The organism is Archangium lipolyticum (genome assembly GCF_024623785.1).
Lineage (GTDB): Bacteria > Myxococcota > Myxococcia > Myxococcales > Myxococcaceae > Archangium > Archangium lipolyticum.
Genome location: NZ_JANKBZ010000011.1, coordinates 21,341 through 34,797 on the forward strand (window position 1 = coordinate 21,341; position 13,457 = coordinate 34,797).

Here is a 13,457-nt window from a genome sequence, read left to right on the forward strand (position 1 = left end):
CGTCTGCCAACCTCGGAGCGAGCGATGTGCCCGGCGCTTGAGGAGCACTTGGACGCCGTGTTAGGGCGAAAGGCCATGACCCCGGAACAGTCCCCGGTGCTCGAGTTTCCAGCATGGCTCTACGGCACCACCGCCTCCATCCGCCGCAAGGTGAGAGCCGAGGGCCAGTGGTGGGCCCGGGAGTACCTCAAGACAGGTGCCTTTCCCCAGCCCCGGCAGATGCTCCAGGTACCGCCTGGTGAGGTCCTGGTGATGCGCCCAGGGGCCGAATTCGACATGAACCGCCCACGCTGGTGGATGCACATGTTCGTCGGCGTCTTCACCAGCTTGGAGGAATGCGTCCAGAAGGAGGAGCGTCAACGCACGGAAGACGCCTTCGAATCCTTCTGTCTGAGCACTCCTTGGGGGGCCCTCTACCATGCCGTGTCTCCACCTCCGCTGCGGAGCGCCAGGCGCATGGCGAACCGGCTCGCCTCGATGCTTCGCTTCTGGGATGCGCTCCAGGACCTTGGCTATGCGTTCTGGTTCGGCAAGAAGTACACGCTGGAAGAACTCATGGAGGACATCTACCGCAAGACACTGGAGGCATGGTGCCCCGGAGGCCCTGCCTCGATCCGCGAGCACATGGCCCTGACGGTGGAGCGCATGTCTCTCGCTACCCAAGCGGATTGCCTGGAGGCGGTGCTCCGGGTGATTCCTGTCTTGGTGAAGGTGGATACCGACTTGAAGCACCGCGAGGTTCTCAGCGACCCGGGCTTCCTGCGCGAGCGCCTCTGCGCGCTGCCCCTGGAGGACTTCGAGGATTTTTCCAGCGCCTACAAATACACGGTAGCCGTGCAGTTGGCTGCCTGGGACAGGGAGTTGGGTCAGCATTAGCGAAGCGTGCACCCATCGCTGACGTATAAGCGCCTCGGCGTCGCCCTACCCCTTTCGCACCGCCGCCGCGAATTCCTCCGGCGACGGGCTTTCGGGCCAGCTCGGCACGCCGTCGGGAATGACCACCCAGGGCTGCTTCCGCTTCACCCAGATGTGCGCGACCGGATCGAGCAGGTGGCTGTCGGCGAGCGTCCCCGCCCGCACCACCACGAGGCCCGGCACAGCCGAGTTGGTGTTGTAGATGCGCGTGTGGCAGACGCCGCACACCCGCTGGCACGATGCCTGGCCGCCGGTCCCCTCGTACTCGTAGAGAACCACGGGGCCTGTCACTGCGATGACACTTTCGGGCAGCAGCGCGTGCTGAGCGAACGCGCTTCCACTCCACGTCTGGCAATCGAGGCAGTGGCAGGCGTAGGTCGCGGGTAACGCGTCGATCGCCAATGTATAGCTCACAGCTCCGCAGCGACATCCACCCATGATCGTCATGCCAACGTCTCCACGAATTCCGTGCTGCATTCAACCTACGCCGCCAGATACACGGCACTGGGGATGCCCTGGTAGTCGATGATCCGGTCGCGCCGCATCCCGAGCCGCTCCGCCACACGGAGGGAGGGCACGTTCTCCAGGTTGATGATGGCCACCACCGGAACGTCGGGGATGTGCTTCCGGGCCAGCTCCAGGGCCCTGCGAGCCATCTCCGTCGCATACCCCGAGCCCCACCCCTGGGGAACGAGCCGGTAGGCGAGGTTGAGCACCCGCTGCCCTTCGAGCTCCTTGTGGCGCACGCCACCGAAGCCCACGACACTCCCGGGCACGTCGCGCCGCTCCACAATCCAGTACCCCACGCCGTGATGCTCCCAGTCTCCCAACCACAGCGTCAGCAGCTCGCGCGCGGCGTCCATGGAGCGCACGGGCCCGGAGGGATTGAACCGGTTCGTCTCCGGGTCCGCATGCAGGGTGAACACCGCGTCCAGATCACCCTCCTGGAGGCGGCGGAGCAGGAGCCGCTCGGTCGTCGTGCGCTCGAAGTCCTGAATCATGGCCGCGCGGATTGCGCCCGATGCTGGACGCGGTGTCAACGAACCCGAAGCCGCTCTCGGGTTGGGATGCGCGAGTCGGAGCGGGTAGGCTCGCCGCCGTGCTCTCACCCAACGATGTCCGGAAGCTGGCGCTGTCACTCCCCGAGACCGAGGAACAGGATCACTTCGGCAAGCCGTCGCTCCGCGTGCGGGGGAAGATCTTCGCGACCCTCTGGGTGAAGGAGAAGCGCGCGGTGCTCAAGCTGTCCCTCGAGGAGCAGGACGCCTTCGTGCGGATGCAGCCCGACATCTTCGCGGTGACACCCTGGGGGCACCAGGGGTGGACGAGTGTCGAGCTCGAGCGCGTGGACCGCGCACTCTTCGAGAAGCTTCTCGTCGAGGCATGGCGGCGCATCGCGCCCAAGCGCGTGGTGGCCGCATGGGACACCGCTCGGGGAGGAGGCGATGCGCGGCCTTCCGCGCCCTCACGTCCTCGCCGGCCCGTACGGGCGAAGTGAACGCCCCCACACGGCACCGGTCTGGGGCCCTCCCGCGATGACGCTCACTTCGAGCCCGGGGTCGCGCGCATGGCGAGCATGGGACGGAAGGCACTCCGGTACGACCAGGCCAGGTAGATCTCCAGGGCCAGGATGAAGAGGGTCATCCCCGTCCCGTCCGGGGCGAGGAAGACGTGGTACGCGACGATGTTGACGATGACTGGCGCGATGAGCGCCAGCGCCAGCGGCACGAAGCGGTTGGCCAGCAACAGCACCCCCACGAGCACCTCGGTGCCCTTGATCAGCGGAAACATGTAGCCCGTCTTCCCGAGCGCGCCGGCGAACGCGAGGGCGCCTTCGGGTATGGGCGTCGTGGGTGGCGGCACGAAGTTCAGGAAGCCGTTCAGCCCGAAGACGAAGAAGAGGAGCCCCATCAGGAGCCGTGCGGCGGTCGGAAGATGGCGGGTGAGCGACTTCGAGGTGCGACCTTCGGCGGCATCCGCCGCGAGCGGCGTGTTCGTTTCCAGGGTGGCCTTCATGTCGTGTCTCCTTCGGGGTCGTAACCCGGGATCTATCGTCACGACGAACGACGAGCCGTGAGATCGACACGCCGGACGATCTTTCCCGTGTCCCCTCCAAGTGCTCGAAAACACTGGGGGAGAGGCGGTTCACGTCACGGGCCCAGGTCCATTATCGTCTCCAGAAAGGCTTTCCGACGGCGCTCGGGGGAACGCACATGGCTACTCCAATCAGGAACAACGATGCGGCACAGGCCTTGGCGGCGGCACGAGCGGCGGAGGCCGAGCGCAAGGCAGCCGAGGCCGCTCGACAGGCCGCCGAGGCGGTCCGGCAGCGGGAGGCGATGCGCCCGGCGCCGGCCTCCACCGCACGCAGTACCTTCGAGGCCGCACCGGAGACCGTGAGCCGCCAGCCCGATCTGTCGGGAGGCACGTCCACGGCGGGAAGCACGCTCCTGACCGAGAACACCCGCGATGCCCGGGTGAACTGCCTGGATCTCGTGGGCGACGAGCTCGCGCGGAACCCGGAGCTCCGCGACACGTGCCAGGTCGTCTTCCTCGACGACACCCGCTCCGGCGCCGAGGGGATCACCGGGCACGTGGTCCTCCAACGTGGCGGGGAGATCTGGGATCCGAACAGCGGCCAGTGGATGAAGGCGGCGAACTGGTTGCAGCAGAATCCCCAGTACCAGCCGGCGGCTCGAGCCCCGGCCGGTGCCATCCACGACATCCTCTCGGCCACGCCCGGCGCGGCCCGCGAGCAGGCCATCGCGCGCTCCGGCGTGGATCCCTCCCTGTTGAACATGCTGGTGGCGGACACCACGGCCACGCAGGCGGCGTCGCCCGCCGGGCAGCTCTCTCCCGCGACACGGGCGGCCATGGACGCCTACATCGCCGACCCGTCGGAGGCCAACCTCGATGCGCTGGTGCGGGCGCTGGCGACCGAGCAGGTCGGTGAGACGCACGAGGCGCTCCAGGCGGCGCTGACCCGGCTCGAAGGCGCCACCTCGCCAACTGCGTTCGCCAACCTGGTGAATGCGGCGGTGGAGTCGCAGGAGCTGTCCAAGCTCATCCTGGGTGCCCCCACCGCGTATGCGCAGATGGAGACCGACTTCCCGGTGCTCCAGTCCTTCGCGGCGGCGCGGGACCCGCGATGGAACGGCACCGACATGCGGCAACTCCTCGCGGATCCGGCGCTGTTCCAGTCCTTCATGCAGGACGCGATGGCCGGCTTCCGTGCCGGGGAGACGAACCCGCTCCTCGCCAACCGTGAGGCGCCTCCCGTGGAATTCCAGCGGTTCCAGTCGGGCCAGGCGCTGCTCGGAGGACTGCCGGCGGATGTCCCCCTCGAGCAGGCCCTCGCGTCCGCGGAGCAGCGCCTGCTGGAGCTCCAGCAGCAGCACCCGGAGCTCGCCGTCCTCAATCCCCAGGAGCTCATCGAGGCCTTCGTCCCGCCGGATGCGGTCCCCGGCCTGCGCTTCGATGCATCCGGTGGCACGCTCCAGGTGCGCGGCAGTCTGATGCTGCCTCCCTCCGGGCAGCTGGACGCGATGGACGGCACCAACGGCACGTACATCCTCGCCCAGCACGTCGCCAGCAATCGGGGCGCGACCGCCCCCTTCCTCGAGACGCTGCGTGACAACGTCTCGCAGCTCGAGACGCTCTCGACACGCCTCGCCACGGACCCTCCCTCCGCGCGCGAGCTGCTGCCCGTGGCCGGCTGGGCGCTGCAGCTCCTCGGACAGGAGCTGATGGCCAACCCCTCGGCCGAGACGCAGCTCGCCTTCGAGACCGCGTTCACCACCGCCCAGGGCTATCTGCAAGATCGCCAGACGCGCGCGGTGGCGGAGGCCGGCGTGGCGATCCTGGGTGTCGTGGCGAGCGTCGCCGGCACGTTCGCCACGGGAGGCGTCGCCGCGGGCTTCATCGCCACGTCCATCCTGGCCAATTCGGTGCAAGCGGGCCTGTCCGTGGACAGCTATCTCAACGCGCAGCGCCTGTCCCAGTACAGCGGCGGCGGTCTGGACCTGTCCGGCGTGCCCGCTCCCAACGGCGGACTGTTCGCGCTGGAGATGGCCCTCAACGCGGTGGGGGTGGTGGGAGACTTCCAGGCGCTCGGCCGCGCACTGGGTTCCACGGCTCGCGCCGGCCAGGCGGCCGCCGAGGTGGGACAGGTGCTGCTCCCCGTGAGCGACAGCATCCGCGTGCTGGCCGGGGCCACGGATGAGATCCTCGCGGAGCTGGCGGTGAACGGGCAGCGCTTCGAGAACCTGAGCGAGGCCGCGCGCGGCTTCCTCTCCCAGTGGGTGCGCAGCCCGGAGCACTATGCGCAGGCCTGGGGCCTCCCCCTGGAGGCCGCGCAGGAGGTCAATGCCCGCATGTTCCGCGTCTTCCAACAAGGGCCCTTGCAGGGCCGGAGCGTGACCGACCTGTACAAGGCGGGCGCCATCTCCGCGAACGACTACGTGCTCTGGAACTCGCGCACCAGCTCGGTCCTGGACGCATCGACCATCGTCATGCTCGACGATCCCAAGCTCAAGGCGCTGCTGGCCGCGCGCAAGAAGGAGCTGATCACACTCGGCAAGACGGTCGCGGTCGAGGCCGACGCGGCGGGAAGACTCACCATGGCAGGCGGTCAGGTGGTCGACGTCTCACGGCTCCAACGGTACGCGCAATCCGAAGGGCTGACCCTGGAGTTCCTCAAGGACCCCACGGGGAAGATGATCGCGTCCCTGACCCGAGAGGGAAAGCTGATCGGCACCCTGAAGTGGAACCTGTCTGAGAAAGGGGTACTCAACGCGCACTTCGATCTGCATGACGTGTCGGCCAGGTTGATGCAGAGCATGTACGAGACCCTCACGGGCATCATCAAAACCACCAACCCCTCGAAGTTGGAGTTCGTGACGAACTCGAAGGTGGGCCGATGGTTGCAGGCGGTGGGCTTCAATGTGATGCCCGAACTGAGCAACCCCGAGGCATCCGTCTACATCCTCGAGCTCGCCCAGAATCCCGATTGGGTCGACCAGTTCGGAACCTGGGCCGATGTCGTGAGGGCCGTGCGCAACATGAGGACTCCCCCTCAGTGAGACCCAAGGCCCGCCCGCACCGGGCCCTCAGGGAGCCAGCGGCTTGTGCAGCAGTTGGATCATGTTCTGCCGCCGCGGCAGCGTCTGAAGCGTCATCCCGGTGACCTCGAAGCCCTGCCGCTGCCAGAAGCGGAGTGCATCCGGGTTCTGCTCCTGCACGACGAGCCGGATGCCCGCCGCACCCTGGCCACGCACCCACCGCTCGAACGCGCCGACGAAGCGGGCTCCCAGCCCGGCACGGCGGTGATCCGGGTCGATCATCAACAGACCGATGATCCACTCGTCCTGCTCGGGAAAGCCCCGGACGGCATCGAGCAGCCCGATCAGCTCCTTCTTCCCGTCCGTGTACAGCCCGAGGGCGAACTTGTCCTCGAGCGTCTTCCCTGGAGGGAGGCTCTCCAGGATTCCCTCCGCGGCATCGGGCTCCAGTTCCCCGTAGACCAGCGTCATGAAGGCGTGGCAGCGCTCGACCAGCTTCCGCAGGGCCTCCACATCTTCCGCTCCGAGCTGCACCACGGCACGTCCGTCGACTTGAAACATCGGGCTCTCCTCTGGTGGCCAGCAGCCTACGGGTAGCACGCGGCGGCCGGCTACTGCGTCCCGCTCCTGAGCGGAAGCTTGAGCGTGAAGATGGCGCCCTGCTCGGGACCTGGGCTGGAGCAGGCCAGCCGCCCCTCCATCTCGGCGGCCGCCAGGGCGCTGATGTGCAGGCCGAAGCCGTGCCCCGTCTTCTTGGTCGTGAACCCCTGGGTGAACATGCGCACCAGGTTCTCCGGCGCGATGCCGATTCCGTTGTCCTCCACATCGATGAGCAGAAGACCTGACTCGGGCTCATGCCGGACATGGATCCCCAGCCGCTTGTCCTGCTTCGCGCTGTCCATCAACGCGTGCCTCGCGTTGCTCAGCAGGTTGATGAGGATCTGCAACAACTTGTGCCGGTCCACGTAGATGGAGGGCACCTGGGCGTAGTCACGGTCGACCCGGATGCCCAGACGCTCGAAGGAGACGGCGTGCAGGCGCAACGCCTCGTCGATGAGCTGAGGCACCATCACGTGCTCCACGGCCCCCGCGGCCCTCGCGTGCTTCTGCTGCATGCTGACGATGGACTTGATGTGCTCCACGCTCTCCCCCAGCGAGCGCATCTCCTGGAGCAGCGAGTCCCGCTCCTCCTGAAGCTGGTCCGACACGGCGATGAGGTAGGCCGGCAGCTTCTGACCCTGGGGATCCCTCGCGAAGAAAGTGGGGATGTCGGAGGCGTGCTCGCGCAGGAGTTGGGTGGCCTTGGCCAGACCCGAGACGCGCGACTGGCGGAGCCGGTCGGTGACGAGGCTGGTGGAGATGTTCACGCTGTTGAGGGTGTTGCCCACGTTGTGGAGCACGCCCGTGGCGACCTCGGCCATGCCCGCCTGGCGCGAGACGTCCACCAGGGTGCGGTGCATCTCCCCCAACCGGGTCTCCGCCTCCCGGCGGGCGGTGACGTCGCGCCCGAAGAGCGTCACTCCCACCACCCGGCCATCCGCGCCGCAAATGGGATGCACGCTGATGTCGATCACGAGCCGGGGGCCCCCTTCCTCATACGTCTGCTCGAGGCGCAGGCGCTGGCCCTGGAGCACCTGGGCGAGCCGTGCCTCCCAGGCCTTGTGCGCCTCGGGGGTGTCATGCAGGAAGAGCAGCTCCCCCGGCTGGAGCACGACGCCCGCACGTTGCAGGTAGACGTTCCTCGCGGCCGAGTTCGCGGTGAGCAGGCGCCCCTCGCGGTCCAGCGAGACCACGAGATCGTCCGTGCTCTCGATGACGCTGTTGAGCTTGCCCTCGCTCTCCTTCAACTCCTTGAGCGTCCGCTCGAGCGAGGCCTGTGCCGCGTCGCGCGCGGTGCTGTGCAGCGAGCCCAGGACCCAGGCTCCCACGAAGGAGACACCCGCGAAGAGGTGGCCGAACCAGAGCTTCCCGGGACCAAGTGCGTCGGGGGCGATGCCCACATGCTCACGGTAGAGCGGGTGGGCCACCCCCAGGGCCATGAACAACAAGAGGGTGATGGACAGCCCCAGGCGCGGCCCCACCAGGTACACCGCCAGGGCGGGCAGAATCATGTTGATGGCGTGCTCGCCACCGGTGGGTTTCTTGCTCAGGAAGGTGGACCACACCAACCCGATGGTCACGGACACCAACAGGACCATGGCCGGCGCGGTGGGAGTGGTGGCCCTGCGCGCCAGCAACAATGCCGTCAAATACCCCAGGCCCGCGGCGAAGGCCCCATAGGGGACTTCGTTCTGTTGAAGGAACCGCAGCAGGACCAGCGCATTGGCCAGCGACAGGAAGCAGGCCGCACCGACCATGAGCCGGTGACGGATGAGGTCCGAGGGCGCGGCATTGCGCAGGGTCTCCGAGAGCAGGGAGTCCAGTCGCTCCAACAGCCAGGGGCGGCTCTTGTGGGACATGGGAGCCTGCTCAAGAGGCTCGGATGGAGCATGGGTGGACGGGTTTGTCTCAAAAGAAGAGAAGTTCGCCATGGCTGCGTGGAGACACTCGCGAGGATGGGCTCGCGGCGCGGCTCGCGGCGATTGTGAGCGGGGGGCGGGATTTTCCCCAAATAAGAGGCCGGGCAGGCGAGATAAGGTCCCGCCGCATGAACGCTCGGCACTCGACCTTCGCTCTCACCGCCGCCGTATGTCTCCTGTCCGCCACCACGTGGGCCAAGCCCTACCGCGCCATGGTGACACGCACCGCCTCGACGACGCGGAGCGGGAACATGGAGCTCGGCCTGCGCTACCAGGGCTTCTTCGCCCTCGACTCCGACAAGTCCCTGCCCTACCACCAGGTCTCCCCCAGCATCCGCTGGGGCATCGTCGACAACCTGGAGGCCAACGTCTACTTCGAGGTCCTCGGGCTCGGGAACCCCGGCGAGAACAACTTCCAGCTGGCCTTCGGTGACATCCCGCTCGGCGTGCAGTGGACGTTCCTGGAGGCCAACCCCTTCTCCCTCGGCGCCTATGGGCGCATCACCTTCCCCACCGGGCCGAGCGACCAGGACGCCATCCACCCCGGGCTGTCCGACGGGACGTGGGACTACGAGGCAACGCTCATCGGTGAGCTGCGGGTGAGCAGGGACCTGCGCTTCATGCTCAACGCGAGCTACCTCCACCACGGCACGCGCGATCGCGGCGCCCTTCCGGACTTCGACGTCCCCGATGCCGTGCAGCTGGGCGTGGCCGGTACGTACAACATCGACAACGCCACCCTGGTGGGCCTGGAGGTCATCGGCCGCCGCTACTTCGATCCCGTCATCACCCCGGCGTGGACGAACAACGCCAACCAGGTGGAGATCATCCCCGTGGTGCGCCGCGAGGTGTTCCCGGGACTGGTGCTGGAGGCGGTGGCCGGCATCGCGGTGACGCCGGACCTCTCGGACATCTACCAGTTCCGCGTCCTGCTCGGCGGGACCTACGAGTTCGACCTGGCCTCGGGTCCGAGCCTCCCCGACGATGACGAGCCGGCGAAGAGGAAGAAGTCCGAGCCGAAGAAGAAGCCCACTCCGGCCCGCAGGCGCTGAGCCGCCGCGGAGCGGGGCTCCCAGGCACCGGCTCAGGCGCTCTTGCGGCGGCGGATCATCGCCTCGTACGAGCGGCCCACGCCCTGGGAGAGGATGAGCAGCTCACCCACGTCCGGCGGGGTGAGCTGTCCGGGCCCGTTGTCCACGTACAGCATGTGCACCAGCTTGCCGCGCACCAGCAGCGGGAGGATGACGGCCGTCGTCGGGTAGTCTCCGCCCAGCAGCTTGTAGAAGAAGGCCGACGCCGCGTCCCGCTTCACCGGCCCCACGTAGTGCGCGCGCGTGTCGCGCACCAGCCGGAAGGTGCTCGGCCCCTGCAGGCCAATGCCGATGCGCTTCACCGCGGCCTCGCGCACTCCCTTCCCCATCCCCCGCCAGCCCGTCACCAGGCTGCCGTGCACGCTCAGCAACAGGCTGCGCTTCCACTTGCCCAACGCGAAGCGCAGCACCGTCGTCGCCACCTGCTCGCGATCCGAGCTGCGCGACAGCTCCGCCTGCGCCTCTGCGAAGGTGAGCGGCGTGGGCAGCGGCTCGCGCACCACCGGGACCTTCGCCCGGGGCCGTGCCGGCGCCACTTTCGGCGCCACCTTGGGTGCCGGCGGCAACGTGACCGGAGGAATGCTCGGCGGCGCCGGGGGCGGCACGACTGGCGCATCCAGCGAGATCGGCATCTCGGGGATGATCGGCTCCGGGATGGACTCTGGGGGCGGCGCCACGGGCTGCTCGAGGACCGGCTCGACGACCTGCTCGAGGAGCAGCTCCGGCTCTTCCTCGTCCTCGGGCACCGGCGCCCCGGCTCCGCCCTCCGCGATGATGGGAGTGGGAAGCTCCTCCTCCTCCGCCTCCTCCACCATCTCGACGAGATCCAGGACCGGCTCCTCCCCGAGAGGCCTGGCCCCCCCCTTGAGCGCCTGGGCGTAGAGCGACTGGAACTCCTCCTCGCTCATCAGGTCCTCGACCTTCGAGGCCGCCTTCTCCGCCTCCTGCTGCTCGCGCGTGGGCCGCACGGCGTTCATGTCGATGGCTCGCATCGCCCGGAACGCCTTCGTGTAGCGCCGCTGCATCTGGTTCATCCGGAACTCGGGGATGACCACCGGCACCACGCGCTTGCCCGTCTTGAACGCCAGCTTGTCCAGCGTCTCGATGTCCTGGGGATTGATGACCGCCACGCTCATCCGCGTGGAGTCCACGCGCATCGGCAGGAAGTCCCGCTCGTCCGCCAGCGTGAGCTCCACCAGCTCCAGCGCACGAGGGTCCGGAATCATCTCCCCCGAGGCGAACGCCACGTTGTGCTGCTTGCCGAGCACCCGCGCCAGGTCCTGCTCGGACACCAGCCCCAGCTCCACCAGGTTCGTCCCGAGCCGCCCTCCATGGACGACCTGCGACTCGAGCGCCTCCTCCAGCGCCTGCGGAGTGATGAGCTTTTCTTGAAGAAGCAATTCGCCCAGTCGCATGACCGCACGGCTTGTAGCCGCCCCCCAGCGTCTTCCGCAAGGCGGGCCTGCGCTCCCGCCCCTCCCCCGGAAGGCCGGTCAATCCTCGGGATGGTGGCTGAGCGCCACCCGGTTTCCCTCGGGATCCCGGACGTACACCGTCCACCTCGTCTCCTTCTCCACTGGCACTCCCGCACGGGCGAAGGTCTCCACCGCTCGTGCCCGCTCGGCCTTGGGGATACGGAACGCCAGCAGGAAGAGGCCCGGCCGCTCGTTCTGGAAGGGACCCGGCTCGGGCTCGCCCGAGACCTCCTCCAGCGCGAGGAAGCCCCCGCCCGGTACCCCGACCCACACGCTGCGTAACGAGCCATCCTCCCGGTGGTGCCGTTTGAGCTCAGAGAAGCCCAGCACATCCCGATAGAAAGCGGTGACCCGCTCTACGTCCCGAACCTGGATGGCCAGATGGTGGAAGCCATGAACGTCCATGGGAGGGAATGGTATGGTGTCCGGCCCCCATGGCGCGACTGCTGATCGTCGAGGACCACCCCGAACTGGCCTCCCTCATGGTTGCCGCGGCCGAAAGCCGCGGACATGAGGCCACGGCCGTTCATACCGGCGAAGCCGCGCTGGCACTCCTGCGCCCAGCCGCCTTCCACGCCGCGGTGGTGGACCTGCTGCTGCCCGACATGCGCGGCAGCGCCGTGCTCTCCGCGCTCAGGGATCACGCCATCCCCGCCGTCGCCGTCAGCGGCGTCTTCAAGGGAGATCGCTTCGCCCGCGAAGCCATCGATGTCCACGGCGCCCGCGCCTTCTTCGAGAAGCCCTTCGAGCTCCTCCAGCTCCTGGAGTCCGTCGAGCAGTTGTGCGGCCTCACCCGCCCGCTGTCTCCGCCTCCGGAAGACGAGGACGAGGTCGTGGTCTTCGAGGATGCCTCGCTCCTGGACGACGAGCCCCTCTTCGACTCCAACGAGGACGAGCCCGGGTTCACCTCCAGCGACTCCAGCGAGGACGAGCCCGTCTTCGCCCCTCCTCCCGAGGCGCCGGCTCCCATGGTGCAGGGAGGGTTCATCGAGGAGGTGCAGGAGCCGGTACGGCGGGCGGCCCCGCCGCCACCGCTCGTGGTGCAGGTGCCCATCGAGACGGCTCCCATCGAGTTCGAGTCCACCCCCGAGGAGCTCGTCCCGCCCGCGCAGGAGCAGGAGCAGGAGCCCACCGCCGCCGAGGCCCCCACGCCCGTCACCCTCAAGACGGAGGATCTCGATGAGATCGGGGCCATGGATGAGCTCGAGCCCGCCGAGGAGGAACCGGCGCCGGCACCAGCCCCCGAGAACGATCCCGAGGAGCTCGCGGCCCTCGACGCGCTCGCACCGGTCGAGGAAGCACCGGCCCCCGAGAACGATCCCGAGGAACTCGCGGCCCTCGACTCCATCAGGCCGGTCGACTCGACGCCGGTCTCGGAGATCTCCGCCGAGGAGCTCCGGGCGCTGGATGCGCTCGCGGCGGCCGAAGAGGCGTCAGCGCCTACCGTCACCGCCGAGGTGGCCCAGGCGCTCGACGCGCTCTCTCCCGTCGAGGAGACCCCCTCACCCGAGGCCACGGTCAGCGAGGCGACTCGCGACGACTCGGAGCCCGAGCCCGGGATCGCCCTGCCCTTCGGCGAGCGCGAAAAGGTGTGGACCAAGCCGTCGTCCACGCCCGGCACCCGCCGCCGTCCCCTGCCCGAGTGGTCGCTCTCGGGAGACCTGAAGGACACCAGCGTTCCCCGGCTGCTCAACGCCTACTACGAGGCGCGCCACAGCGGAGAGCTCAAGCTCCGCCAGGGCTCCCTGCTCAAGGTCATCTACTTCGGAGCCGGCCGCCCGATATACGCGGCATCCAACCTCGCCCATGAGCGCTTCCTGCGCTTCTGCGTGCGCCGGGGTGTGCTTCCAGAGGCGAAAGCCGCGGAGGTGGCCACCCTCGCCCGCGAGCAGAACCTCCGCTCCAACGAGGCGATGATCCGCCTGGGCCTGCTGGACGCGAAGAAGCGCCAGCAGCTCATCGAGGAGCAGGTGAAGGAGATCCTCTGGTCCACCTTCTCCTGGACCGAGGGCGCCTACGGCTTCAGCCCCCTGCATCCTCCGCGCGCGGGGCTGGTGAAGCTGTCGGTGTTCCCCGGGGACCTCATCCTCGAGGGAATCCTCCGCTCGGAGCCCCTGGTGACGCTGCGCCAGCAGATGCATCGCTCGCGCCGGCTCTTTCCCTCCGCGGCCCCGGCCTACGGCCTCCACGAGCTGAAGCTCAAGGGACAGCAGGCCCTGCTGCTGGCCTACGCGGATGGCACCAAGACGGTGGAGGATCTGCTCACCATCACCGAGCTCCCCGAGCGCGATGTGCTCGCCACGCTGCGGGGGCTGGAGTTGATCGGCGTGCTGGAGGAGCGGCGCGAGGAGCCGAGCAACAGCCGCCGCATCACCTTCGGTCTGTAGGGCCTCCGGG

General features: G+C 68.3%; 12 protein-coding genes. 5 read left to right on the top strand and 7 right to left on the bottom strand.

The features are described from left to right. Positions 1-75: 75 nt before the first annotated feature. Positions 76-876 carry a hypothetical protein gene (locus tag NR810_RS23485; RefSeq protein WP_257455548.1) on the top strand — a complete coding sequence of 267 codons (801 nt, stop codon included), beginning with the start codon at positions 76-78 and terminating at the stop codon, positions 874-876. 45 nt (positions 877-921) lie between these two features. Here the strand turns inward: NR810_RS23485 and NR810_RS23490 are convergent, their stop codons facing one another. After that, the gene (locus NR810_RS23490) at positions 922-1,362 is read right to left on the bottom strand and encodes a GFA family protein (RefSeq protein ID WP_257455550.1); all 441 of its coding nucleotides are present in this window, start codon (positions 1,360-1,362) and stop codon (positions 922-924) included. Positions 1,363-1,397: 35 nt separating this feature from the next. Continuing rightward, on the bottom strand, positions 1,398-1,916 hold the full coding sequence (locus NR810_RS23495) for a GNAT family N-acetyltransferase (protein WP_257455551.1): 519 nt from the start codon (positions 1,914-1,916) through the stop codon (positions 1,398-1,400). A gap of 20 nt (positions 1,917-1,936) precedes the next feature. On the opposite strand from NR810_RS23495, the gene NR810_RS23500 reads away from it, so the two are divergent. Beyond that, entirely contained in the window at positions 1,937-2,413 is a 477-nt protein-coding gene (locus NR810_RS23500; protein WP_257455553.1) for an MmcQ/YjbR family DNA-binding protein, read from the top strand. Positions 2,414-2,457: 44 nt separating this feature from the next. Here the strand turns inward: NR810_RS23500 and NR810_RS23505 are convergent, their stop codons facing one another. Continuing rightward, positions 2,458-2,931 carry a DoxX family protein gene (locus tag NR810_RS23505; protein ID WP_257455556.1) on the bottom strand — a complete coding sequence of 158 codons (474 nt, stop codon included), beginning with the start codon at positions 2,929-2,931 and terminating at the stop codon, positions 2,458-2,460. A gap of 197 nt (positions 2,932-3,128) precedes the next feature. Between NR810_RS23505 and NR810_RS23510 the strand changes: the two genes are divergently transcribed. Further along, on the top strand, positions 3,129-5,996 hold the full coding sequence (locus NR810_RS23510; RefSeq protein ID WP_257455557.1) for a hypothetical protein: 2,868 nt from the start codon (positions 3,129-3,131) through the stop codon (positions 5,994-5,996). Between the two features lie 27 nt (positions 5,997-6,023). Here the strand turns inward: NR810_RS23510 and NR810_RS23515 are convergent, their stop codons facing one another. Both NR810_RS23515 and NR810_RS23520 read right to left on the bottom strand, forming a co-directional pair. Further along, positions 6,024-6,536 carry a GNAT family N-acetyltransferase gene (locus NR810_RS23515; RefSeq protein ID WP_257455559.1) on the bottom strand — a complete coding sequence of 171 codons (513 nt, stop codon included), beginning with the start codon at positions 6,534-6,536 and terminating at the stop codon, positions 6,024-6,026. Positions 6,537-6,586: 50 nt separating this feature from the next. Further along, positions 6,587-8,434 carry an ATP-binding protein gene (locus NR810_RS23520; protein ID WP_257455560.1) on the bottom strand — a complete coding sequence of 616 codons (1,848 nt, stop codon included), beginning with the start codon at positions 8,432-8,434 and terminating at the stop codon, positions 6,587-6,589. Positions 8,435-8,622: 188 nt separating this feature from the next. Here NR810_RS23520 and NR810_RS23525 point away from each other — a divergent pair, with 188 nt between their 5' ends. Continuing rightward, positions 8,623-9,546, top strand: coding sequence for a hypothetical protein (locus tag NR810_RS23525; RefSeq protein ID WP_257455561.1), 924 nt, complete (start codon positions 8,623-8,625; stop codon positions 9,544-9,546). A 32-nt stretch (positions 9,547-9,578) separates the two neighbouring features. Here the strand turns inward: NR810_RS23525 and NR810_RS23530 are convergent, their stop codons facing one another. Next, positions 9,579-11,000 carry a GspE/PulE/PilB domain-containing protein gene (locus tag NR810_RS23530; protein WP_257455562.1) on the bottom strand — a complete coding sequence of 474 codons (1,422 nt, stop codon included), beginning with the start codon at positions 10,998-11,000 and terminating at the stop codon, positions 9,579-9,581. A 78-nt stretch (positions 11,001-11,078) separates the two neighbouring features. Then, positions 11,079-11,465 (bottom strand): VOC family protein, encoded by a 387-nt coding sequence (locus tag NR810_RS23535; protein ID WP_257455563.1) that lies wholly within the window; start codon positions 11,463-11,465, stop codon positions 11,079-11,081. Between the two features lie 29 nt (positions 11,466-11,494). Between NR810_RS23535 and NR810_RS23540 the strand changes: the two genes are divergently transcribed. Continuing rightward, positions 11,495-13,447 (top strand): response regulator, encoded by a 1,953-nt coding sequence (locus NR810_RS23540; protein WP_257455564.1) that lies wholly within the window; start codon positions 11,495-11,497, stop codon positions 13,445-13,447. The last annotated feature ends 10 nt before the right edge of the window (positions 13,448-13,457 follow it).